At 57.8% G+C, this 20,918-nt stretch carries 25 protein-coding genes and 1 pseudogene; 9 read left to right on the top strand and 17 right to left on the bottom strand.

Annotation, left to right across the window (positions count from 1 at the left end):
* Positions 1-208: 208 nt before the first annotated feature.
* Entirely contained in the window at positions 209-706 is a 498-nt protein-coding gene (locus R6T97_RS09765) for a hypothetical protein (protein WP_410349105.1), read from the top strand.
* Positions 707-742: 36 nt separating this feature from the next.
* Here the strand turns inward: R6T97_RS09765 and ureG are convergent, their stop codons facing one another.
* From ureG to R6T97_RS09715, 10 genes are all read right to left on the bottom strand, one after another.
* Positions 743-1,357, bottom strand: a complete 615-nt coding sequence (ureG, locus tag R6T97_RS09760) for an urease accessory protein UreG (RefSeq protein ID WP_410349104.1) — start codon at positions 1,355-1,357, stop codon at positions 743-745.
* Positions 1,354-2,040, bottom strand: coding sequence for an urease accessory protein UreF (locus tag R6T97_RS09755; protein WP_410349103.1), 687 nt, complete (start codon positions 2,038-2,040; stop codon positions 1,354-1,356). The genes ureG and R6T97_RS09755 overlap by 4 nt, the downstream gene beginning before the upstream one ends.
* Positions 1,991-2,464, bottom strand: a complete 474-nt coding sequence (locus R6T97_RS09750) for an urease accessory protein UreE (protein WP_410349102.1) — start codon at positions 2,462-2,464, stop codon at positions 1,991-1,993. Before R6T97_RS09750 ends, R6T97_RS09755 begins: the two co-directional genes overlap by 50 nt.
* A gap of 10 nt (positions 2,465-2,474) precedes the next feature.
* Complete coding sequence (gene ureC / locus R6T97_RS09745; RefSeq protein ID WP_410349101.1) at positions 2,475-4,184, bottom strand: urease subunit alpha; 1,710 nt, start codon at positions 4,182-4,184, stop codon at positions 2,475-2,477.
* Between the two features lies 1 nt (position 4,185).
* Positions 4,186-4,491 (bottom strand): urease subunit beta, encoded by a 306-nt coding sequence (locus R6T97_RS09740; protein ID WP_410349100.1) that lies wholly within the window; start codon positions 4,489-4,491, stop codon positions 4,186-4,188.
* 11 nt (positions 4,492-4,502) lie between these two features.
* Complete coding sequence (locus tag R6T97_RS09735; RefSeq protein WP_410349099.1) at positions 4,503-4,805, bottom strand: urease subunit gamma; 303 nt, start codon at positions 4,803-4,805, stop codon at positions 4,503-4,505.
* Positions 4,806-4,808: 3 nt separating this feature from the next.
* A complete protein-coding gene (locus R6T97_RS09730; protein ID WP_410349098.1) occupies positions 4,809-5,693 on the bottom strand; it encodes an urease accessory protein UreD in 885 nt (294 codons plus the stop codon).
* 376 nt (positions 5,694-6,069) lie between these two features.
* The gene (locus R6T97_RS09725) at positions 6,070-7,284 is read right to left on the bottom strand and encodes an efflux RND transporter periplasmic adaptor subunit (protein WP_410349097.1); all 1,215 of its coding nucleotides are present in this window, start codon (positions 7,282-7,284) and stop codon (positions 6,070-6,072) included.
* Between the two features lie 3 nt (positions 7,285-7,287).
* Positions 7,288-9,651 (bottom strand): ABC transporter permease, encoded by a 2,364-nt coding sequence (locus R6T97_RS09720; protein ID WP_410349106.1) that lies wholly within the window; start codon positions 9,649-9,651, stop codon positions 7,288-7,290.
* Entirely contained in the window at positions 9,651-10,358 is a 708-nt protein-coding gene (locus tag R6T97_RS09715; RefSeq protein ID WP_410349096.1) for an ABC transporter ATP-binding protein, read from the bottom strand. Before R6T97_RS09715 ends, R6T97_RS09720 begins: the two co-directional genes overlap by 1 nt.
* Before the next feature lie 165 nt (positions 10,359-10,523).
* Here R6T97_RS09715 and R6T97_RS09710 point away from each other — a divergent pair, with 165 nt between their 5' ends.
* Genes R6T97_RS09710 through R6T97_RS09700 form a run of 3 tightly spaced genes read left to right on the top strand, consistent with a single transcriptional unit; the run spans position 10,524 to position 11,661 of the window.
* A complete protein-coding gene (locus R6T97_RS09710) occupies positions 10,524-10,733 on the top strand; it encodes a DUF2892 domain-containing protein (RefSeq protein WP_410349095.1) in 210 nt (69 codons plus the stop codon).
* Between the two features lie 27 nt (positions 10,734-10,760).
* Positions 10,761-11,111, top strand: a complete 351-nt coding sequence (locus tag R6T97_RS09705) for a GerW family sporulation protein (protein WP_410349094.1) — start codon at positions 10,761-10,763, stop codon at positions 11,109-11,111.
* 1 nt (position 11,112) lies between these two features.
* Complete coding sequence (locus tag R6T97_RS09700; RefSeq protein ID WP_410349093.1) at positions 11,113-11,661, top strand: DUF2953 domain-containing protein; 549 nt, start codon at positions 11,113-11,115, stop codon at positions 11,659-11,661.
* Between the two features lie 341 nt (positions 11,662-12,002).
* On the opposite strand, the gene R6T97_RS09695 is transcribed toward R6T97_RS09700, so the two are convergent.
* Positions 12,003-12,854, bottom strand: coding sequence for a universal stress protein (locus tag R6T97_RS09695; protein WP_410349092.1), 852 nt, complete (start codon positions 12,852-12,854; stop codon positions 12,003-12,005).
* 122 nt (positions 12,855-12,976) lie between these two features.
* Between R6T97_RS09695 and R6T97_RS09690 the strand changes: the two genes are divergently transcribed.
* Positions 12,977-13,870: a DnaJ C-terminal domain-containing protein gene (locus R6T97_RS09690; protein ID WP_410349091.1), complete on the top strand. Its 894-nt coding sequence runs from the start codon at positions 12,977-12,979 to the stop codon at positions 13,868-13,870.
* A 4-nt stretch (positions 13,871-13,874) separates the two neighbouring features.
* Entirely contained in the window at positions 13,875-14,180 is a 306-nt protein-coding gene (locus R6T97_RS09685) for a chaperone modulator CbpM (protein ID WP_410349090.1), read from the top strand.
* Between the two features lie 41 nt (positions 14,181-14,221).
* On the opposite strand, the gene R6T97_RS09680 is transcribed toward R6T97_RS09685, so the two are convergent.
* Entirely contained in the window at positions 14,222-14,863 is a 642-nt protein-coding gene (locus R6T97_RS09680) for a hypothetical protein (protein WP_410349089.1), read from the bottom strand.
* A gap of 48 nt (positions 14,864-14,911) precedes the next feature.
* Here R6T97_RS09680 and R6T97_RS09675 point away from each other — a divergent pair, with 48 nt between their 5' ends.
* Positions 14,912-15,634 (top strand): endonuclease/exonuclease/phosphatase family protein, encoded by a 723-nt coding sequence (locus tag R6T97_RS09675; RefSeq protein WP_410349088.1) that lies wholly within the window; start codon positions 14,912-14,914, stop codon positions 15,632-15,634.
* Between the two features lie 2 nt (positions 15,635-15,636).
* Here the strand turns inward: R6T97_RS09675 and R6T97_RS09670 are convergent, their stop codons facing one another.
* From R6T97_RS09670 to R6T97_RS09660, 3 genes are read right to left on the bottom strand one after another with little or no spacing between them, the layout of a single operon-like run.
* On the bottom strand, positions 15,637-16,230 hold the full coding sequence (locus R6T97_RS09670; protein WP_410349087.1) for a hypothetical protein: 594 nt from the start codon (positions 16,228-16,230) through the stop codon (positions 15,637-15,639).
* A gap of 34 nt (positions 16,231-16,264) precedes the next feature.
* Entirely contained in the window at positions 16,265-17,104 is an 840-nt protein-coding gene (locus R6T97_RS09665; RefSeq protein WP_410349086.1) for a universal stress protein, read from the bottom strand.
* Entirely contained in the window at positions 17,101-17,256 is a 156-nt protein-coding gene (locus R6T97_RS09660; protein ID WP_410349085.1) for a hypothetical protein, read from the bottom strand. The genes R6T97_RS09665 and R6T97_RS09660 overlap by 4 nt, the downstream gene beginning before the upstream one ends.
* 145 nt (positions 17,257-17,401) lie before the next feature.
* On the opposite strand from R6T97_RS09660, the gene R6T97_RS09655 reads away from it, so the two are divergent.
* Complete coding sequence (locus tag R6T97_RS09655) at positions 17,402-18,589, top strand: EI24 domain-containing protein (protein WP_410349084.1); 1,188 nt, start codon at positions 17,402-17,404, stop codon at positions 18,587-18,589.
* A 61-nt stretch (positions 18,590-18,650) separates the two neighbouring features.
* Here R6T97_RS09655 and R6T97_RS09650 read toward each other — a convergent pair whose 3' ends face one another.
* Positions 18,651-19,328: a helix-turn-helix domain-containing protein gene (locus tag R6T97_RS09650; RefSeq protein ID WP_410349083.1), complete on the bottom strand. Its 678-nt coding sequence runs from the start codon at positions 19,326-19,328 to the stop codon at positions 18,651-18,653.
* A gap of 167 nt (positions 19,329-19,495) precedes the next feature.
* Here R6T97_RS09650 and R6T97_RS09645 point away from each other — a divergent pair, with 167 nt between their 5' ends.
* Positions 19,496-20,266, top strand: coding sequence for a response regulator (locus R6T97_RS09645; RefSeq protein ID WP_410349082.1), 771 nt, complete (start codon positions 19,496-19,498; stop codon positions 20,264-20,266).
* A 121-nt stretch (positions 20,267-20,387) separates the two neighbouring features.
* Here the strand turns inward: R6T97_RS09645 and R6T97_RS09640 are convergent.
* Positions 20,388-20,828 (bottom strand): annotated as a pseudogene (locus R6T97_RS09640) (DNA-methyltransferase); the annotation flags it as partial.
* Between the last annotated feature and the right edge of the window lie 90 nt (positions 20,829-20,918).

The raw sequence follows: 20,918 nt of genomic DNA, 5'->3' as shown, positions 1-20,918 counted from the left end.
TGCCAACTGAACTGAAAACGCAAATTGTGCTGCGGAATACCCTTGGTTCCGCCTAGGTTGGGGCCTTAATTTGTTGATCTCCTGTGCGCAGTGTGGCCCGGTCTCCCTATTTTTGCCGAAAAGATGTCTGAATTAAGACAATTTCTTTGCTCATTGCTGCCGCATTTGCTAGGTTCAGAGGTAGGCGTTGTTAGAGTTGGTGAAAACCGTGTTGCGTTACGATTTTGAGATGTATTCAGTAAACAGTACCGCCTGTTCGACAGGATTAGGCGGTAAAAAAGGTCTGACCAGTCAAGGTCAGGCAAGGTCCAATACCGTCGTTGCTTATTTTCGCGATCCGCACACGACAGATGTCGTGACGGCAGCCCCGCCGATTGTCCGCTTGTTTTTGGAAGAGGCCGGGTTTGAGCTTTCTGACGCTCAACACTGGGAGGCAGACCACAAGACTACCGAGTCAGATGGAGAGTTGCGGCGCACACTGGCGGCGCAGTTGACAACTGCTCTGTCAAACCGCGCCCTCAAGAAAGCGCTTGCGCGTGCTGCGAGCGAAAGCGAATTCGATGTAGCGGCTTTCATTTCTGCGGTCGTGTCGAAAGAGCCTGCGCAAAGCAAATCTGCTGATGCGATACAACCTTGCAAGGTCATTCCAAGACGGCCCAACCAGTTGCGGTCGTATGGCTGCAAGAGCAGGGCTCGTCCAGCTTGACGGCCGATAAAGGCAATAATTGTTGAAATCTTGCGCTTACTGCAGGCCACCCATTTCCTTCACGAATTGGACGACGCTTTCAACCCCTTCGCTATGTTTGAGTGCGCAAAACACAAAAGGCCGTTCGCCACGAACGCGGGTGCTGTCCCGTTTCATCACGTCCAATGACGCACCTACGTGCGGCGCCAAATCGGTCTTGTTGATTACCAGCAAATCAGACCGCGTTATGGCAGGGCCGCCTTTGCGCGGGATTTCCTCGCCTGCGGCCACGTCAATCACGTAGATTGTAATGTCCGCCAGTTCGGGGCTGAAGGTCGCCGACAGGTTGTCGCCGCCGCTTTCGATCAAAATCAGTTCCAGATCATCATGGCGTGCCTGCATTTCGGCAACTGCGGCCAGATTGATCGAGGCGTCTTCGCGGATCGCGGTGTGCGGGCATCCGCCGGTTTCGACCCCGATAATACGGTCTTGCGGCAGGATCTGCATCCGCATGAGTGCTTCGGCATCTTCTTGGGTGTAAATGTCGTTGGTGATCACCCCGATTGAATATGTGGGGTGCAGGGCCTTGGCAAGCGCGGCAGTCAGCGTGGTTTTACCAGCGCCGACCGGCCCGCCGATCCCGACGCGCAGGGGGCCATTCATCGCGGTCATGTGCGGAATATCCTTGGTTGCAGTGTTTCGTGACGCATCGCGGCAATATCGGCCATGAAAGCGGTGCTTTGCAGGTCGTCCGATGTGGTTGCTTCCGTTGCTTTTGCGGTTTCATCGCAAAGCAGGGTCAATGCGGCAAGGATCGTCTGCCCTTCGGTTTGGCCCAGCGGCATCAATCGCATAGCGGCGGAAATCAGATTGCTTGTGACCGCATGCAGATACATCGCCGCGGTCAGTGATGCGTCAATCCCCAGCCTTGCTGCCGCTGCGCCGACCGCGACGGGATAGACATAGGCTTTATCAGTCCCGCCCCAGATTGCGGCTGTTGTCCTGCAAAAGGCAGCCCCTTGCAATGTCTGCTCCAACTGGCGCTCTGATGATGCAGCAAATGCAAGAGCAGTGTCATTTAAGGTGACCAACGCCTCTTGATCACCACAGGCGTAAGCTGCCCGCAGCAGGATACAATCATTGCGCCCACTACCGTGGCGAATGATATCGGCAAGCCACTGTGAAAGGTCAGCGCCAGATGCGATCCCACCTGATTGAATGGCAGCCTCCAGCCCATGTGAATAGGCGAATGCACCCACGGGATAGGCAGGCGAGAGCCACTGCGCCAGCGTCAGGATATCGCGGTCAGTGGTCATGGGCGGTTGCCACATGTTCATGGCTGTGGGTCCGGCCATGGCCGTAGGCTCCGCCTTCGGGGGTGAAGGGGGCCGTGATCGCTGTGACGTTCGCGCCAAGATGTTCCAGCATATGCCCAATAACAGGGTCCGCCTGAATCAACAGGTGGTCTGCACAGATTTGGCACGGGGTATGCCGGTTGCCGATGTGCCATGCCAGACGCACAAGATCAGGTCCGACCACCTTGTAAAGCGCTTCATCGGCAGCCGCGATTTCAACCAATGTGCCATCGTTCAGTTCCAGAGCATCCCCATGATCAAGCGATATTGTCTGCGCCAGATCGATAATAAAGACTGTTCCGGCAGCGGTCTGAAGCCGTTTGCGCCGCAAGAAGCGCGCGGCATAGTCAAGCGCGCAGATTTCGGCCTGTCCGGACCATGTGCCGGTACGCCGGACGGTTTGGGCAATGGGAAGCGGTTTCATTCAGGGGGCCTCAGAACATGAAATAGCGTTGCGCCATCGGTAGGACCTCGGCGGGTTCACAGGTCAGCAGCACACCATCGGCGCGCACCTCATAGGTTTCAGGATGCACCTCGATTTTGGGCAGCGCGCTATTGAGCACCATATCGGCTTTGCTGATCTTGCGGGTGTTCTTGATCGCGACGGTCTGCTTGGCCAGTCCCAATGTGTCGCGTAGTCCCGCCGCCTGCGCCGCGCCGGAAACAAAACTGACCGATGAATTGGTCAGAGAGGTACCATAGGCACCAAACATGGGCCGGCTGTAGACCGGCTGGGGTGTCGGGATGGAGGCATTCGGATCACCCATTTGCGCAACGACAATTGTGCCGCCCATCAGGACTATTTCCGGTTTTACGCCAAAGAACGCGGGGGACCACAGCGCCAGATCTGCCCGTTTACCGACGCTGATATCGCCCAGAACATGGCCCACACCTTGGGCAATTGCGGGGTTGATCGTGTATTTCGCGATATAGCGCCGCACGCGCATGTTGTCGTTTTCGCCGGTTTCCTCGTTCAAGCGACCGCGTTGCTTTTTCATCTTGTCGGCCGTCTGCCAGGTGCGGATGATCACCTCGCCCACACGGCCCATCGCCTGACTGTCAGACGCGATGATCGAGAACGCACCCATGTCGTGCAGGATATCCTCGGCGGCAATTGTTTCGCGCCGGATCCGGCTTTCGGCGAAGGCGATGTCTTCCGGGATCGACTTATCAAGGTGATGGCAGACCATCAGCATATCGAGATGCTCTTCCAGCGTGTTCACCGTGAAAGGCCGTGTCGGGTTGGTGGATGACGGCAGGACATTGGAGGTCCCGCAAATCTTGATGATGTCCGGTGCGTGCCCGCCGCCCGCGCCCTCGGTGTGGAATGCGTGGATCGTACGACCTTTCATAGCCGCGACTGTATGTTCGACAAAGCCGGATTCGTTCAGTGTGTCGGTGTGGATCATCACCTGCACATCCATGTCGTCAGCCACGGACAGGCAACAGTCGATGGCGGCGGGCGTGGTGCCCCAATCCTCGTGCAGTTTCAGAGAGCAGGCTCCGCCGTTCACCATTTCAACCAAGGCCTCTGGTCGGCTCGCGTTGCCCTTTCCGGACAGGCCGATATTCATCGGGATACCGTCGAAAGATTGCAACATCCGCCCGATATGCCACGGCCCCGGTGTGCAGGTCGTGGCCAATGTGCCATGCGCCGGGCCTGTGCCCCCGCCAAAACAGGTGGTCACTCCGGAATGCAGTGAATCCTCCATCTGTTGTGGGCAGATAAAGTGAATATGGCTGTCCATGCCGCCTGCGGTCAGAATGCGGCCCTCGCCAGCGATCACTTCGGTGCCGGGGCCGACGATGATATCGACGCCGGACTGAGTGTCGGGGTTGCCTGCCTTGCCGATGGCGTGGATCAAACCGTCCTTGAGGGCGACATCAGCTTTATAGATGCCCGAGTGATCGACGATCAGCGCATTGGTGATGACCGTATCCACGGCACCGCCCGCGCGGGTGACTTGGGATTGTCCCATGCCGTCGCGGATCACCTTGCCACCGCCGAATTTCACCTCTTCGCCATAGGTGGTCAGGTCGCGCTCTACCTCGATGACCAGATCGGTGTCGGCCAGACGCAGCTTGTCGCCGGCTGTCGGGCCGTACATCGCCGCATAATGGGCGCGTGAAATCTCGCGGGGCATCTTACAGGTCTCCCATGATCTGTTGATTAAAGCCAAAGATGCGACGCGCGCCACCGATCGGGATCAGTTGCACTTCGCGGCGTTGGCCCGGTTCAAACCGAACGGCTGTACCAGAGGCGATATCAAGGCGCATCCCGCGTGCGGCGTTGCGGTCGAAATCGAGCGCGGGGTTGGTTTCGGCAAAATGGTAATGGCTGCCCACCTGCACGGGCCGGTCGCCGGTGTTTGCCACCATGACCGTGATCGCTTTGGCATCCGTATTCAGCGTCAAATTGCCTGTCGCAGGAAAGAGTTCTCCGGGGATCATATGACGAACTCCTATCTGATCGGGTTGTGAACGGTGACAAGTTTGGTGCCGTCGGGGAACGTGGCCTCGACCTGTACCTCGTGGATCATCTCTGCGATGCCATCCATGCATTGATCGCGGGTGATCACCTCACCGCCTGCTTCCATCATATCCGCGACCGACCGGCCATCGCGCGCACCCTCGACAACGGTATCTGTGATCAGCGCAATCGCTTCGGGGTGGTTCAGCTTGACACCACGGGCCAGCCGCTTGCGCGCTACCTCTGCAGCCATCGCAATCAGCAGTTTGTCTTTTTCACGCGGGGTGAGTTGCATGGGTCAAAGCCTCCATGAAATGGGCAGGGAATTGTGTGTCAGGTGGTTCAATATCGGGATTAGATCACGCCGGAGGATAAAGCTGTCACACGCAAGATGCCTGACTACCAAGACATCCTCGGCGATCATGCTTGCACCTGCGGTCGGCGGGAGCATTGCGCGCACAGTGGCCAGATATGACGCAGCATCGTCGGCAACCAAGACCAGACTGGCCATCGCTTTGGCACCATTGCCAATGGCTGCACGCCCCATATGAGAAACTGCATCGCCCATCATGTCCATGCCATCAAGATAAAGAGGCTTTTGATTGCGGGTGATCCCGATGCGGTCGTAAAACCGAATGTCGCGGAGTTCTTCGTTCATGGCCGTGCGGCCGAACACAATCGGTTCCACCAAAAGGAAACGCGAACCATTGACCAGGTCGATGTCCAGATTTCTCCGCAAGGCGCAGTGATCAAAAAGGATCAGCTCTTGTGGTAGCCAGTTGAGGCAGGCTTCAGCATCAACGACCAGTTTTGTCGTGACGCGACCGACCTCTCCGGTTTGGGCACGATAGGCCCGTTCGGCTGCTTGTGTCGTGAGGGTCAGGGAGGTGCCGCTTTGCGCTGTCGCGTGCAAGCTGAAGGTATCGCCACCAGTGATCCCGCCTGCGGTGTTGACCACGATGGCTTCGAGTGCGGCCTTATGGGACTGCGGAAAAACCAGCTTTGTCGATCCGGCATGACGCAGCGCCTGCACCTGCGTTTTCCCGGTCTTGCTACAAGAAACAGTCAACCGCCCTTCGCCCAAGGCGCGTGGCTGAGCAGGGTGCTTACTTGCAAAATCGGATGGAAGCGGAAGGTTAATCGTCGGCTCCAGAATTTTAGAGATCGCCCGGAGATTGCTCATATTTCCCAACTGAAAGGCAGTCTTTCCACGCGTAAGGTGGGGCAGCTTCCATCGTTGATTAAGTATTGTGCGGATAGCTTTGCTTGTGACGTCTTTTTAGGCAGAAGCGTTATGGGCTGCGCCTTCTCTCAGCCTGCAAACACAGCACGAGCAAGCTGCGCCAGTTCCCACAGGAGGTACTGTTGGAAGCCATTGAGGCGAAGGCTTCTCTTGAAGCATGGATTGTAGAGCAGAAGTGCTATCGCGACTTGGCGCAGAAGAGTGGCTTCGCGGCGGGATTTACGATCTGGCAAGACTGGGTCGAAGCTGCGATGCGTGCTTATCTGCAACCCCAAGCATCACAGGCCGTAAGGTTACGTCAAAGCCCCGACGCCGCTTACTGCAATGTGCTGCGGTCTGCGATGGCACCTCCAGAGGCGAGCTGGTCATTGGGGTGGGTCACGACCATGTCGCCTTCCTTCAGCCCGTCGAGGACTTCGGCAAATTGTACGCCTTGTCGTCCGATCCGCAGGATCTGTTCCGTGGCAATGCCATCAGCCGCAGCAAAGACGGCCCAGTTGCCGCTGCGTTTGAACAGCGCACTCAGCGGCACCTGCAACGCGTCTTCGGTGCGCCATTCGGTGATACGCAGAAAGACGGCAAAGCCGTCACCCAGCCCTGCACGTTGATCTTGCGGGGTTGTAATGTCGAAAATGGCGTCCAGCCGTTGTTCTTCGATCCCCAAGGCCGATACTTTGGTCTGTGCCGCTGGGGCTATGCTGGTCAGTGTCGCTTCAAGCGGGTTGGGCCCGCCCCAGCGTTCAACGACGGCAGAAGCACCCGGTTGCAGGCGCACCGCATCGCTCGACAAAAGATCGGCGACAATTTCCAGCTCGGCCGGATCACCAAGCCGCAAGAGCGGCGCGCCCGTAACCACGGGCCGTTCGCTGGTTTCCGCAATGCTCAGCACGACCCCATCCGTGGGCGATCTGATCTCGAGGCAGCAGCTTAAATCGACCTCGGCTTGCGATTGCGGAGTTTGCAGCATGGTTTGGGCGCGGTTCAGCGTGCTTTGTGCCATGTCGATGCGCGCCTCTGCCGCTTCGACGGCACTTTGCGTGATGGCAAGATGTTGCAGCGCGTCTTCCAACTGGGACAACGATACGACATCGCGCTCCAACAACTTCCGGGTCCGTTCGTAGTGCGACCGCGCCAGATCGCGTTCTTCGGTGGCCTGCGCCAGATTTGTTTCGGCGACATGCAAGGCTGCTTCGGCCTCGGCGACAGTCGCTTGGGCCTGTTGCAGGGAGCGGCTGTCCAAAAGGGCAGGGGTCGCAGGCCGCACGATGGCAACGACGGTTTCACCGGCGACGACAGGGTCGCCCACTTGAACGGGAGAGCGCATTGCCGTGCCCGTGATCGGGCTGGCAATATCGTAGATATCCTTGATCCGGGTGACGCCATCGGCGTTTATCGTCACCTCCAGCGGGCCGCGCGTGACCGTGTGCAGGTCAACTGGGATCGGGTCCTGTCGAAAGGCAACATAGCCCAGACCGAGCATGAGTGCGGCACCAAGCCCGACCAGAGCGATTGTGCGTGGTTTCACGGACATGACTTACTCCCTTACTTTCATGACAGAAACGAGGTTCTGTTTGTCCAGCCTGCGCCGCACCAGCATCACCGAGGCAAAGCTGGCAAGCAGCACGAAAAAACTGGCTCGGGCAAAGATGGCGGGGTGCAGCACGACTGGCATACTATAAAGGTCGCTGGAAAAACTGTTTGCCATCGCAGTGGCAATCTGTGCGCCGATCCACCAGCCTAGGGGCTGCGCCAGCAGCGACAGCAACAGGGTTTCCCCGATCAGGATGTAAGACACCTCGGCACGGGTGAAGCCCAAAATACGCAGGCTTGCCAGTTCACGTGCCCGCTCGGATAGCTGTATGCGTGCGCCGTTGTAGGTGACGCCGATCGTGATCACCAGCGCGATGATGATGTAGACAAGGTTCATCACACCGATGCTTTGCTCGATGGTATCCGAAAAGGAGCGTCGCGTGTCGGTCATCATCACGATGCCGACCAGATTGGGAATATCCTTGAGCCTTTCATGCAGGTTCATGACCTCTGCATCGTCAAGCGAGACATTGACCAGCGAAATTCGCGATGACTGGCGTAGCAGACTGTTGACGTGATCAAGATCCATATAGGCACCCAGCCCGAAATACTGCGCGATCGTGCCGGTAACTGTGAGCATATGGGATTCCCTGCGTCCTTCCAGAAATTCGGCTTCGACGGGATCGCCAATCCCGACGTCGAGATGCATGGCAAGCCGCTCCGTCAGCACCACGCCGCCGGGCGGAACATCGTGCGCGACACCGCTACTGTCGATCAGGCGGGACAGGTCCGCGCCGGGCGGACTGGCCTGAATCGTCGTGCGTTTTTCGTGGAAGCCGCTGCGCAGGATCACCGGATGGAACTGCTGCCCTTCGGCTTGCAGCACGGCAGGCAAGGCGGCAGCGGTAGACAGCACGCTCGGTGGCATGTCATGCGAAAAGACCAGCATGGCGTCCTGACGGTTGCTGTCGTAAAACGCGCTGTCCACGATCTTGTCCAACGCATAACTGAAAAACGAGGGCGCGACGATCATCGAGACGGCAAGCGCCAAACCCAGCATCGTCAGCGCACTGCGCACCGGCCAGCGAAACAGGCTGCGCATGATCATGACCGTTGGCTGGCTCAGCCGCATGGCGGTCATGGCACGGTCCACCAGTGATCGCTTGAACCGTGGCGGGGCGGGGGGCAGCATTGCGATGGCCGGTGCCAGCCGCATGGCCTTGATCGCCGCCTGTGCGGCGCCCAGCGTCGTGGTCAGCAGGGCTGCGATACCCGACACAGCATAGACCCAAGGCGAGGTACGGAAAATCAGGAAGGGGAAATCGAAATACAGGGCATATTGATGAGCCATCAGCCGCGCGAGCCAACTGCCCACACCCCATCCGATCCCGACGCCGACAACCGCAATCAACCCTGCCAGCATCAGATAGTGCAGGCAAACCTCAAGGTTGGAATATCCCACTGCCTTGAGAAGCCCGATCTGGCTGCGTTCCAGCATGATGATCCGCCCCATGACCATGCTGACCAGAAATGCCGAAATACCGAAAAAAATCGGCGGCAGGATGGATGCCATGTTGCGCAACTGCGCGATCTCGGCGTCGATAAAGCTGTCGGACGGGTGCAGGTCACGCCCGTAGGCGCCTAGGCTGCCGTAAGGATCGAGCAGGCGATCAACATCGGCAATGACCGCTTCGCGCGATGCGCCTGCGGTCAGCTTGAGCGACATATCGTTGAAGGCCCCGGTCATGTCAAAGGCGGCCGCAACGGCAGGCTGTGGCATCCAGATAATCCCGAAGGTGGCGTTATCGGGCATCAGCGCACCGGGACCGATGGTGTAGATGAATTCCGGTGACTGCGCAGTGCCGGTGATCGTCAACTGCCGTTTCTGGCCGTTGAGATTGGCAGAGAAAACATCGCCGTGTGCGAGTTCATTGGCCACGGCGAAATTTGCGTTGACCATAACCTCTGCGGTCGAAGTCGGGTCGGGTAACCGCCCTGTCGTGACGACTGGCACGTTCAAGCGTGGCGGGCCGTCGATGGGAAGCGACAGAATACGGCCTGTGACGCTGCGCGGATTGTCCGGCACATCAAGCACGGAATTGCCGGTGGTGCGTGTTTCCACCGCCCAGACCCCGTCAATCGCGGCCAGTTCCGCTGCCAGTCTATCGGGCGCGCGGTTGACGGTAACGAAAACGTCCGCAAAGCGGTTGCGTTCGTAATAGGTTTCGCGCGTCTCTGACAGGGCTGTGTACATGCCCAGACCCGTCAACAGGACAGCGACACCGCAGGCCAGCACCATCGCGATGGCCAGCGCCTGTTTCCACAAGCGCGCGAAATCACGCAAGAGTTTGCGGTCCAGCGCCTGCATCACCAGACGATCTTGGCTGGGTCAAGACGTTCGTCGTTGGTGGACACGCTGCTGATCCTGCCATCCTGAAACTGGATCACCCGATGCGCCATGCGCCGGATATCGGCATTGTGGGTGATGATCACCGTCGTGGTGCCGAACCGTTCGTTGATATCTTTCAGCACCTCCAGCACCTGACCGCCGGTCGTGCTGTCCAAGGCACCGGTCGGTTCGTCACACAGCAGGATTTCGGGCCTTTTGGCGATAGCGCGGGCGATAGCGACGCGTTGCTGTTCGCCCCCCGACATCTGGGATGGAAAGTGGTCCATCCGGTCGGTCAGACCGACCTGCTCCAGCGCCTCTTCGGGGGGCATCGGGTTGGGCGCTACGTCCGTCACCAGTTGCACGTTTTCACGCGCCGTCAGGCTGGGGACCAGATTGTAGAATTGAAATACAAATCCAACATGATCGCGCCGAAAGCGGGTCAGCGCACGGTCGGGCATGTCTGTCAACTCGGTGTCGCGGAACCAGACCCTGCCGGAGCTGGCATGATCCAGTCCGCCAAGGATGTTGAGCAGGGTCGACTTGCCGCTTCCGGACGGCCCGAGCAGCACCGCCATTTCACCGGCGTAAAGCTCCAGATCGACACCTGCGAGGGCATAGACTTTGACGTCACCGGTTCCGTAGACCTTGGTTATGCCCCGGGTACGGAAGATGATCTCTGGCACGTCGGATGCCCTTTTTAGCCGGAATGCGAAGCGATGGGCGGATTTTGGCAGGGCAGCAAGCGAATTGCATTGACCAAAATCAATAGCGGGCCGTTGGCGTAGGATATCCTTGGCACAGTATCTTTGGGCTACGCGCCCATGATGTGCCTGCAAAGGAGACCGGGAATGAATGTAAATATGGGAACGATAGATCGCGCCTTGAGATTGGTGATCGGTGTCGCTTTGATCGTGGCTCCGCTGCTGAATTTATTTGGCATGGGCGCGAATACGACGGTTGCCTACCTGCTGATGGCGGTAGGGGGTATTCTGGCGCTGACAGCTATTTTCGGGGTCTGCCCGTTCTACAGGCTGCTCGGCATCAAGACCAAATCCTGAACCTGAAGCCTGTCACAGGAGGAAAGAATGACCGATGTAGAACAGTTGCTCAGGAACACGGTAGAAGAGCTTGACCGGCTTCTGAATGCGAAAAACGTATTGGGTGACCCGATTGAAAAAGATGGATCAACCGTAATCCCGATTGTCAGCTATGGTTTCGGGTTCGGAGCGGGTGGCACGCAGGGTGCCAAATCCGGCAACGGTGGCGGGACTGGCGGCGGCGGTGGGATCAAGCCCATCGGTGCGATCATCTTTGACCAGAAAGGCGCCCGCGTCGAAGCGATCAAGGGTGCGATATCGGGTCTGACCGAAGTACTTGGTGACGCTGCCGCCCATGCGATCGACAAGCAGGCCGGCGGATCAGAAAAAGTGACCTGACATGGTCTGGCAGATTCTGTTGTGGCTTGGCGTGGTGGTGGTGGCAGGGGTTATTTTGGTGGTAGCCCTGCCGATCCACGTCCGATGCCGCTGGCAGAGTGACCCCGCCAAACACGCGATCGTCCTTCTGCGTCCGTTTGGCGGGGTCTTTCCCGCAATCCGTGTCTATGACAGTGCCCGCAAGACGCATAGCAAGCCAAAGGCATGCGCCAAGCACCGCCATAGGGATCGCCGTAATCGCGGGCTACGTTTGCGCCGGTTGCCGCTAAATGATGTGACCGATCTGCTGAAGCGTCTGATCCATGCCTTCGAGATCGAAAGCTGGCATGTCGATGCCGAATTCGGGCTGGGTGATCCTGCGGAAACAGGTCAGCTTTACGGGAAATTGACCCCGTTGATCTATGCGGGGGGATCGCGTTTTTTAGTCCGCCCGAACTTTGCCGAAGCCTGTCTGCGCGGCACGGCCTTGTTGCAGTTTCGTTTTACCCTGTTCGGTCTGATTTGGCCTTTTGCCAGATTTGGCTGGCGCATGATGAGGCCTGACCGATGAAGTATGTTCTATCAGATCCTGTCGTGACCGGACCCTACACGGTTGTCATCGTCTCACGTCAGGCCGTTGACGGGCGCCTATACAAAGGCGCGTGCGTTGCGGCCCTTTGCACCAAGCAGCCTGTCTATGTTGTCGTCAGAGAAGGACAGGCGCGAACTGTACTAGACATGTCCGGGGCAAAGGTACCGCTTGAAGAGGTCCAAACGCTATGTCCCGGTATTACGAGAGCCTGATTGCTTTGCTCTCTTGAGGCGAATGGATACGGCCCAACGAGAGAAGGCCCGCCGCGCCGTCCCAGATGCGGCATTGGCGTCTGATCTGTGCCCGGGCCTGTCATCCCCCTAATGGTTCAGAAGAATGGGAAAGTCCTGTTGCTGGGTCATTGTTTCAGTCGTGCCGCCAAAAAACCGCTCGTTCCAACGGGACCGGCCATAAGCCCCCATCACAATCAGATTGGCGGTTTGTTCATGGGCGCGGGCACGCATTGCTTCCGCGACGCTGTGGTGACCTGTATTATATTCCTGCACCGTGATCTTGCATCCGTGGTGGCTCAGCCATGTCGCCAGATCAGACCCCGGGCTTTCGCCGTCGGCGTATTGCGTGGAATCAGCATCAAAGCAGGCAATGGTCACTTCTTTTGCGGCTTTCAGAAGCGGAAGTGCCGCACGGACGGCGCGGATCGCCGGCAAGCTGTTGTTCCATGCGACAAAGACATTCTCGGGGGCCAGCGCCTTGGTGTCCGCCTCTGTGTTGAGAATGACCGGGCCGGGTGCTTCGAACAGAAGCCCGTAAACCACATTGTCAAACACCGTCTTGTCTTTGCGAAGGCTGTTCAGGACGACACTCACGTCGGCAAAGATTGCGCGCACCGCGACCATGTCATGGAATGCGGCGGGTTCGATGCAGATTGTGCTGACTTCGCCGGTCAGTCCCTCGCGCTTGAGATACTCGCGGGTCTTGCTTTGCTTCTCGGCCAGCATTTCCGCCATTTCGCGGCGCTGGCTGATCCAACCCTCGGGTATCGCTGGGGCACCATAGGGCGAGGTCATCATCGTGTAGGGCATGATCGGAACGGGTCCCAAGTGAAGCACGCTCAACCGCCCGCTGTGGTTTGTGGCCGCTTCGGTCAGTGGGGCGAGTTCCGCAGTCGTGCCGTCCGGACCCTGCAAAGCTAGGAATGTATAGTTCTTCATGATGCGCCTCTTGTTTGTTCAAGGTGTAGCCTAACCCTGATTTGCGCGTATCAATTGAGATTGGTCAATTGTGTCAAAGGCTCCTCGTGTCACTGTCATTGAAAGATGAGCGAGATGAAGCTGTGACCGACACATCACTGTATCAGGCACTTGGCGTGCCAAAGGATGCATCCGCAGATGACATCAAGCGAGCCTATCGCAAGATGGCCCGAAAATATCATCCTGATGTGAACACCGACCTAGAGGCGGATGCAAAATTCAAGGCGGCGAGCGCGGCCTATGACGTGTTGCGCGACCCTGAAAAACGCGCAGCTTATGATCGTTACGGCGCGGATTGGGATCAACCACGGCCCGAGGCCGACCAACGCCGGGACACAGGCCGGCAGGGTGGCTTTGGCTTTGATGAGAGTGACCTGGAAGGGGATATGTTCCGCGATTTCTTTGGTCAGCGTTTCGGCGGCGGGGGCAGAATGAAGCGCGACCAACATGCGGTGGTCGAGATTGCCCTGGAAGACGCATTCACCGGTGCCAAGAAAACACTGACCCTGCAATCGCCGACAATCGACGCAACAGGCCATGTGACGATGCAGACCCGCCGTGTTGATTTGTCCATTCCCAAAGGCGTGCTGCCCGGTCAGCAACTGCGGTTGCGCGGGCAGGGCGATGCGGGCGGCGATCTTTTGATCGAGGTCGCCTTTCAGCCCCACCCTGTCTACAATATCGAAGGGCGCGACCTTTACGTGACCTTGCCGGTCACCCCCTGGGAGGCCGCGCTGGGCGGCAAGGTCAAGATGCCCACTCCGACAGGACCGGTCGACCTTAATATCCCTGCCAACGCGCGTCAGGGCCAGAAGCTGCGCTTGCGGGGGCGGGGCATGCCAGCGGCGCGAAATGGCGATCTCTATGCGATTTTGCAAATCGTAAACCCACCGAAATTGTCAGCCGAGGCACGCGATCTGTATCAGCAACTTGCCCGCACGCAATCGTTCAATCCCCGGTCTAAGCTAGGAGTATAATGCTATGAAAAAAGCCGAACACCGCAGTTCGCGTACTGATGTCGTCGAAACGCTGACGCTTTCGGAGCTGACTATGTTTTGCGATACCACCGCTGATTGGCTGGTTGCATTGGTCGACCATGGTGTGGTCACCCCCGTCACGCCCATTGCACCGGAATGGGAATTCACGCCGCCGCACATCGCCCGCGCCCGCAAAGCCGCACGCCTGATGCGCGATCTTGGGTTGAATGTGGCTGGCGTTGCTTTGGTGCTGGACCTGATCGAGGAGCGCGACGCGCTGGCGCGCAAGCTGGCGCTGATACAAGGGTAGAAAATGCGCTTGGAGTCCGACATGCGCTAACGGTATCGCCGCTACCGATGCTTGCGAAACAACCGTTTGTTCAGGGCCACAAACCGGTTGATGGGCCAGGTCCAGAATGACGGATCCTTGGCACGCAGATAGACATAGCCCAGCCAACTTGCGAATGCCGCACCCATCACGTTGACGATCAGATCGCCCATCGTATCCTGCAACCCTGATTTTTGCATATTCAACGAGAACACTTGGTCCATCGCAAACTCGAAAATCTCCCAACATGACCCAACCGTCACTGCAAGTCCGAACGCCATCAGGCACATTGCCCAGGGTGGGGCCGCGAACCTGTCACCCTTGAACATCATCAGGACAAAGACGAACCCCAAGAGCCCGAACCCGATCGCCGATGATGCGTGCAAGGCAATGTCCCACCACCAGACCCGTTCATAGAATTCGAATGCCTCGCCCATGAAGATAGAGGCTATCACGAAAAGTGTAATCGCAGCCACGAAGGGAACCGGAAGTGTAATGTCGAAACGACGTGCAAGAATAACGGGTGCCAGCGCCAATGCCAATGTTGCGAGTGCCACGAAACTGAGTGGCCACCGCGCTTCAAAGGCGGCGGCAATCGCTGACAGCAACAGCAAAGCCCAGAGGCCGTAAACGAAGTAGCCGTGTCCCTCGAAATGCGAAAACACTGGTCAGCGCCCCTGTAATTGCAGGCAGTCCGACCTTACATCGGTTCCATGCAGACACCAATCAAGAACCGCTCGCATCGCATTGCGAGCTATAACATCCGCAAGGCCCGTGGCCTTGATGGCCGCCGTGATCCGGGGCGGGTGATCGACGTGATCAACGGCCTTGATGCTGACGTGATCACATTGCAAGAGGCCGACCGCCGGATGGGTGATCGTCCGACGTCCCTGCCCAAGGACCTGATCGCCCGTGCGACTGATTTCGAAATGGTGCCGTTGGCTACAAATGATGTCAGTCTTGGCTGGCATGGCAACGCTGTGCTTGTGCGGCGCGGAGTCGCTGTGAAAAGTTTCGCCCGCATCCCCTTGCCGGGTATGGAGCCGCGTGGTGCGGTCGCGGTGACATTGGTGGACGGGCCCACGGTGATCGGGGTGCATCTGGGCCTTTTGCGCAGTTCGCGCCGCCTGCAACTGGATGTTCTGGCCGCGCGAACCGAGGACACAGACAATGTCGTGATGATCGGTGACATGAATGAATGGGCCAAGACCCGCGGGTTTGAACCGCTCAAGGGGCGATTTGCGCTGCATAGCCCCGGCCGTAGTTTTCACGCCGCCCGCCCGATTGCCGCCCTTGACCGCGTGGCGCTGTCGCACGACCTGACACTGGATGATGCTGGCGTCGATCAGGGCGCTTTGGCAAAATGTGCTTCGGATCACTTGCCTATCTGGGCAGATGTCGGGACGCGTCCTGATGCATATGACTTGCATGGATGACCCTACTCCGAAGGAGTGTTTTCTAACTTGCTGCGCTGGTCTTCGAGTTGCTTCTCAAGCACGCTTTCATCGCCAAAATCGGCAAATCCGTGGTATCGCAGGTGCGGTTCTGACACGTGACGTGCATGCTTGATGGGACACCAGTACGCCTCTGACACCGAGGCGATCTCGCGGACCCAGCCGATCATCCCGTTGGCATAGCCACAATAGACGCAGTTCAGCTTCTGCAATCCGTTAAGGTAGACCAGTTGCTGACGGTCGATCACGATGAAATCTTGCCGTGGCACTTTGGCGATCCGGTACACCGGAAAACAAATGGCCTGATAGATCACGACACAGATATCCAGCAGCACCAAGGGCACGATCAGCGCATAGATGACCGGTGCGGTCAGCACGATCGAAAGCCGTGTTCTGGCGAGGAAACGGGTTAGGCTGATGCGGGCAGCGCGATGGCGGGCGGCGACATCTGCTTCAAAGACCACACGCTTGCGTTCAAGCCGGTAGCGCAGCGCTTTGCGCTTTTCGGCAAGCTCGGTTTCCAGCGCCTTTTCAAGTTCGCGGGTCCGCTTGGCCAGTTGTTCCAGCGCGTTGGACATCGTCGGCTCCTGTTTAGTCTATCAACAGTGCGTCCTATTTAGAAAAGAGTACCGGCAGCTTGGCGTCGCTTAGAAGCGATCGGGTGGCGGCACCGATGACGAAATCATAAGTGCGCGAATGACCAAAGGCCCCGGTTGCGATGATGTCAGCACCCATTTCAAAGGCTTCATGACCCAGTATATCGGGCACCGTTTCATCATTCTTGTCGCGGTGCATGACGTCTACACTGGGTCCGTGACGGGCCAAGGCGGCCGCCAGATCATTTGCTGCAAAATCCGCCAGCGTATTGCTTGGTGGAGGGCCGACCCGCAGGATGCGGACCTTGGCCTGCGGGCTGGCCACATGGATCATATCATGTGCAGCGCGGGTTGCTTCGCGCGTTTCGCTCCATCCCAGCAGGATGGCCTCACCAAGGTTTTCTGCCGTATAGCCGCGTGGAATGATAAGCACCGGACGACCGCACTCCTTGATGACCCGCTCTTGTACGTCATGCGTCAAATTACGGCCATCGCCGCCGTCTTCCTGTGCCATCACCACGAGGTCGACACCGCGGGCAGAAGCGACGACGCTGTCGGACGGAAATCCGGTCTCGCTGCCGACTTTACGCCATTCACTTGGGAAATCCTCAGCATTCATCTGCGCGTCAAAGATCGCCTTAAGCTCTGCGGCATGGGCCCTTTGGCTGGCGGTGAAGCTTGCGAAATCCAGTTCGGGGATGTGCATTGCGATGCCGGGATATACGACCAAGGATTCCTTGACATAGAGCCCGATCAGATGGGCGTTGTCGCGTCGGGCAAGAACAGCCGCTGACTGCAACAGGTTTTTCGCTGTCGATGTACTGCTCAAATAGACCAGTATGGTGCGCAGGGTCATGGTTTTTCTCCGATTTGGCGCGCATCAGCCCCCCAGACCCGCGGATAACCGCGAAGCCGGTCAAACAGACGCTCCAGTTCTTGCTGGAGCTGTTCGAAGAAAGGTTGCGGTTCACTGCCGTTGGTCAGGTTCGAGGGGAGGATTGTATGCATCTCAATTTTCCTGCTTTGCAACGCGTGCATGCGTACCAAAGCACTAGCCCGAAACCGGGCAGCGCATTTTGACATTGCTCAATCATCAAGTGCGCAGTGTGTCGTACCAAGTCGCCAAGACCCGGATCTTCATGAGGAGCCCATTATGAAACGCTTGTTGATTTCGACCGTGACTGCCTTCGCCTTGTCAGCCCTGCCAGCCATGTCAGAGCAGGTCAGCCGAACCCATGGCGGCGACACATATCTGGCAGGGGATACAGTGACGCAATCCCTGTCGGCGACAGGTGATGTCTTTGCCGCAGGCAGCGTTGTCACCACATCGGGCACCACGAGCGGCGACACCCACATCGCCGGTTACAATGTAGATATCGGCACGCAGACCGGCGGTGATGTCTATGCGGCGGGCAGTTCGGTGCGGATCGACGCGCCCGTGGGAGAAGACATTACAGCCGCCGGTTTCAGCGTGCGCAGTACCGTTGATGCGGTCACCAGCGGCAACTTGCGGTTCTTTGGCCGTTCTTTGATCATCGAAGGGCCGGTGTCAGGGGCGGTCACTGCCTTTGGGAGCAGTGTGCATTTGAATGCGCCTGTGTCGGGTGATGCATGGATCGCTGCCGAAACAGTGACATTCGGGTCCGAGGCACAGATTGGTGGTCGGCTGACCCTGACGACGCCGGACGAACAATCTGTGCCCAGCCGCGTTATACCGGCGGACCGTATCACATACGAGGAGTTCGACCGTGGTGACATGTGGCGCGAGTTCGATCGCAGTTGGGATGCGGTCGACATGCCGATGCTGCCGGTTTGGCTGTCGCTGTTTTCGACGTTCATTGTCGCGGCGATATTCCTGCTGGTCGTGGCTGCCATTTCGCTGACATTTGCAGGCCCCCGGGTGGAGAAGATGCGCAAGCGTGTGACCCGTCAGCCGTTACAGACCTTTGTGCTTGGGGTGATCGGGTTGTCGGCACTCTTTGGGATGGTCCCGGTGACGGCGCTCACAATTGTCGGTATCCCTTTCGTGCCCTTTGCGGTGCTGTTGATCATTGTGGCTTGGACCTTGGGCTATTTGCTTGCGACCTATGCGCTGGCCCGACGCGTTCTGGTGGCGTTCAACGGCCCCGAAGACCCGTCCATGGCTTTGAAACTGGGCGTGATCGCGCTTGCCATCTTGGTGGTGGGCATCCTCAACTTCATTCCGTTCGTGGGCTGGGTTGTGAATTACACGCTTGTGCTGCTGGGCGTGGGTGCGATTACGGCAGCTTTGCTGTCGACCTTTATCACCGATCCTGACCCTGCCTTGGATATCGATATGCAAGAACCTATCGACGACTGACAAAAAATGCCGAGGCGTTGTCGAAAATTACAACAGCCTCGGCAGTCACAGGGGAAAGTCTTCAGGTGTCGTCGTCACCATCCGCGATGCAGCGCAATGCAATTGGCTTGAGTATGATCACGGTATTGACGTGGTCGATCGCGATGATCTGGGATTTGCGCAACTGGGTGAACGTGCGGCTGACTGTTTCCGTCGTCAGTCCAAGAAAATCGGCGATATCGGCGCGTGTCATTGGAAGTTTGACTTGGTCAAACTCGCCAAGTGGTTCGCCCACCCGTGCAGTGAGTACGCGCAGAAACGAGGCCAGCTTTTCAACCGAGGATTTGCGGCCCAACATCATGAAGTGATCCTGCATCGCGCTGATCTCGCGCAGGGCGGCACGCAACAGGCGCTGGTGCAGTTCGGAATTCCCTTTAAACGATTCCAGATCGCTGCGGCGGTGGACGATCAACGTTGTGGGCACCAGTGGATCGCAGTTTGTATTATACATCCCGTTGCTGGGAAATCCGACAGTGTCGCCTGGATAGCCAAAAGCGATCACCTGGCGGCGCCCGTCTTCCATCATACGGGTCAGGCGTAATACGCCGCTGGCCACCTCATAGATTCGCTCGGCGGGGTCACCTTCCAGAAACAGGTGTTTTCCGGGTCTGATCGTGACCGTTCTGTTGCGGACAATTGAAGGGCGAGAAGGTGTTGAGCGTAGGTCGTCATTCGCGTGCAGCGAGGCAGTAACGTACATGGCAGCGTCCTTTCATTGCGGTGAACAGGAAACTGTGCTTTGGTTGTATCGTCCGCACCGGTTGCACGGTATCGGTTTGTATCAATTTGTAACGCTGCCTAAATTATGCTTCAAATAGACATAGCGACTAACTAAATACCATTTTGACACATGAGCGGGGGCGCTTCATGAAAAATGCTGTAATTCTAGTCGTCGACGACGACCCCAAGATCCGAAATCTGCTGCGACGCTGCTTCGAAGGTGAGTGTAGCAAGGTGCGCGAAGCGCATGACAAGAAGACTGTGCTTGCGGCACTTGCGGCTGGCCCGGTCGATTTGGTGACACTTGATCTGAACCTTGGCACCGATGATGGACTGGACGTCGCAAAGACGATCCGGAACACCTCGACCGTTCCGATCATCATGGTGACGGCAAAGGATGATGTGATCGACCGTGTCGTGGGCCTCGAAATAGGTGCCGATGACTATATTACCAAGCCCTTTCACCTGCGAGAGGTTCTGGCCCGCGTCAAATGCGTCCTGCGTCGCTCGCCCGGCATTGTGCTACCGCCGAAGGTTGCAGCGGCGACCGTTTGCTGGGAGTTTGACGGGATGCGGGCCATTCCCGATGAGATGAAACTGCTTGATCGGGACGGCAAATGGGTTGAGATGACAAGCGGTGAATTCAAGCTTCTTATTGCATTTCTGATGCGGCCCAAACGCGTGTTGTCGCGCGAACAGTTGATGGATCTGACGAAGGGGAACTCCTATGCCCCGATGGATCGCACAATCGACAACCAGATTGCCCGTCTACGCAAGAAAGTTGAACGCAATCCTACATCACCCAAAATAATCACAACGATTCGCGGTATAGGTTATTCCTTCACCTGCGATGTGAGACCTTGTGAAGATCCGAGCGGCTCAAACAGGTCCGATCGTGCTTTGGCCAATTCCAACTGACGATAGGGTTTGCGCGGGATTTGGTGGCGAATGTCATCGATTTCGTTGCTGAAGATATCTTCGGCATAGCCGGAGGTTTCATTTGCCGCAGCCTCCACCAGCGACATCATCCTAGACTAGGTCAAGCCGCGTCACTCGGGCGCTTGCGTTCAGCCTGGAACTCCGAGAAGGCCGTCCCGTCAACTTCAAGCACTGCCGCTTGGCCCGTAAAAGCCTGCCACCGCTCGACCGCCACATCGACATAGGCCGGGTCCAACTCGATGCCGTAACAGACACGGCCCGTGGTCTCGGCTGCGATCAGCGTCGTGCCTGATACCATAAACGGCTCGTAGACAGCCTGGCCCGGACTGGAGTTGTTCAGGATTGGGCGGCGCATACACTCGACGGGTTTCTGTGTCCCGTGTACCGTCTTGGCATCCTGATCCTTGCTCGGGATCTGCCACAGCGTCGTTTGCTTGCGATCGCCGGCCCAATGGCCCTTGCCGGTCTTTTTGACAGCGTACCAGGCCGGTTCATGCTGCCAGTGATAATCGCCCCGGCTGAGCACCAGTCGCTCCTTGGCAGCCTGAGGCCGTCAATATGATATTTATCCAGCCAGAACATGGCGCTGCTTATAAGAAAATTGACCACCTCGTTGCGGCCGTAGTTGAAA

This window comes from Yoonia sp. (genome assembly GCF_046498525.1).
Taxonomy (GTDB): Bacteria; Pseudomonadota; Alphaproteobacteria; order Rhodobacterales; family Rhodobacteraceae; genus Yoonia.
The sequence above is the reverse complement of the archived record's forward strand: the minus strand, read 5'-3'. Positions and strand labels throughout refer to the sequence as shown.

Excerpts from the sequence above, each read along its gene's own strand:
- R6T97_RS09750 (WP_410349102.1), bottom strand. The coding sequence starts at position 2,464 with ATGAAACCGCTTCCCATTGCCCAAACCGTCCGGCGTACCGGCACATGG.
- R6T97_RS09720 (WP_410349106.1), bottom strand. The coding sequence starts at position 9,651 with ATGCAGGCGCTGGACCGCAAACTCTTGCGTGATTTCGCGCGCTTGTGG.
- R6T97_RS09655 (WP_410349084.1), top strand. The coding sequence starts at position 17,402 with ATGAAACGCTTGTTGATTTCGACCGTGACTGCCTTCGCCTTGTCAGCC.
- R6T97_RS09675 (WP_410349088.1), top strand. The coding sequence starts at position 14,912 with ATGCAGACACCAATCAAGAACCGCTCGCATCGCATTGCGAGCTATAAC.
- R6T97_RS09725 (WP_410349097.1), bottom strand. The coding sequence starts at position 7,284 with ATGTCCGTGAAACCACGCACAATCGCTCTGGTCGGGCTTGGTGCCGCA.
- R6T97_RS09740 (WP_410349100.1), bottom strand. The coding sequence starts at position 4,491 with ATGATCCCCGGAGAACTCTTTCCTGCGACAGGCAATTTGACGCTGAAT.
- R6T97_RS09700 (WP_410349093.1), top strand. The coding sequence starts at position 11,113 with ATGGTCTGGCAGATTCTGTTGTGGCTTGGCGTGGTGGTGGTGGCAGGG.
- ureC (WP_410349101.1), bottom strand. The coding sequence starts at position 4,184 with ATGCCCCGCGAGATTTCACGCGCCCATTATGCGGCGATGTACGGCCCG.
- R6T97_RS09685 (WP_410349090.1), top strand. The coding sequence starts at position 13,875 with ATGAAAAAAGCCGAACACCGCAGTTCGCGTACTGATGTCGTCGAAACG.
- R6T97_RS09650 (WP_410349083.1), bottom strand. The coding sequence starts at position 19,328 with ATGTACGTTACTGCCTCGCTGCACGCGAATGACGACCTACGCTCAACA.
- R6T97_RS09710 (WP_410349095.1), top strand. The coding sequence starts at position 10,524 with ATGAATGTAAATATGGGAACGATAGATCGCGCCTTGAGATTGGTGATC.
- R6T97_RS09695 (WP_410349092.1), bottom strand. The coding sequence starts at position 12,854 with ATGAAGAACTATACATTCCTAGCTTTGCAGGGTCCGGACGGCACGACT.
- R6T97_RS09670 (WP_410349087.1), bottom strand. The coding sequence starts at position 16,230 with ATGTCCAACGCGCTGGAACAACTGGCCAAGCGGACCCGCGAACTTGAA.
- R6T97_RS09755 (WP_410349103.1), bottom strand. The coding sequence starts at position 2,040 with ATGGCCGGACCCACAGCCATGAACATGTGGCAACCGCCCATGACCACT.
- R6T97_RS09645 (WP_410349082.1), top strand. The coding sequence starts at position 19,496 with ATGAAAAATGCTGTAATTCTAGTCGTCGACGACGACCCCAAGATCCGA.
- R6T97_RS09730 (WP_410349098.1), bottom strand. The coding sequence starts at position 5,693 with ATGAGCAATCTCCGGGCGATCTCTAAAATTCTGGAGCCGACGATTAAC.
- R6T97_RS09735 (WP_410349099.1), bottom strand. The coding sequence starts at position 4,805 with ATGCAACTCACCCCGCGTGAAAAAGACAAACTGCTGATTGCGATGGCT.
- R6T97_RS09660 (WP_410349085.1), bottom strand. The coding sequence starts at position 17,256 with ATGCATACAATCCTCCCCTCGAACCTGACCAACGGCAGTGAACCGCAA.
- R6T97_RS09705 (WP_410349094.1), top strand. The coding sequence starts at position 10,761 with ATGACCGATGTAGAACAGTTGCTCAGGAACACGGTAGAAGAGCTTGAC.
- R6T97_RS09665 (WP_410349086.1), bottom strand. The coding sequence starts at position 17,104 with ATGACCCTGCGCACCATACTGGTCTATTTGAGCAGTACATCGACAGCG.
- ureG (WP_410349104.1), bottom strand. The coding sequence starts at position 1,357 with ATGACCGCGATGAATGGCCCCCTGCGCGTCGGGATCGGCGGGCCGGTC.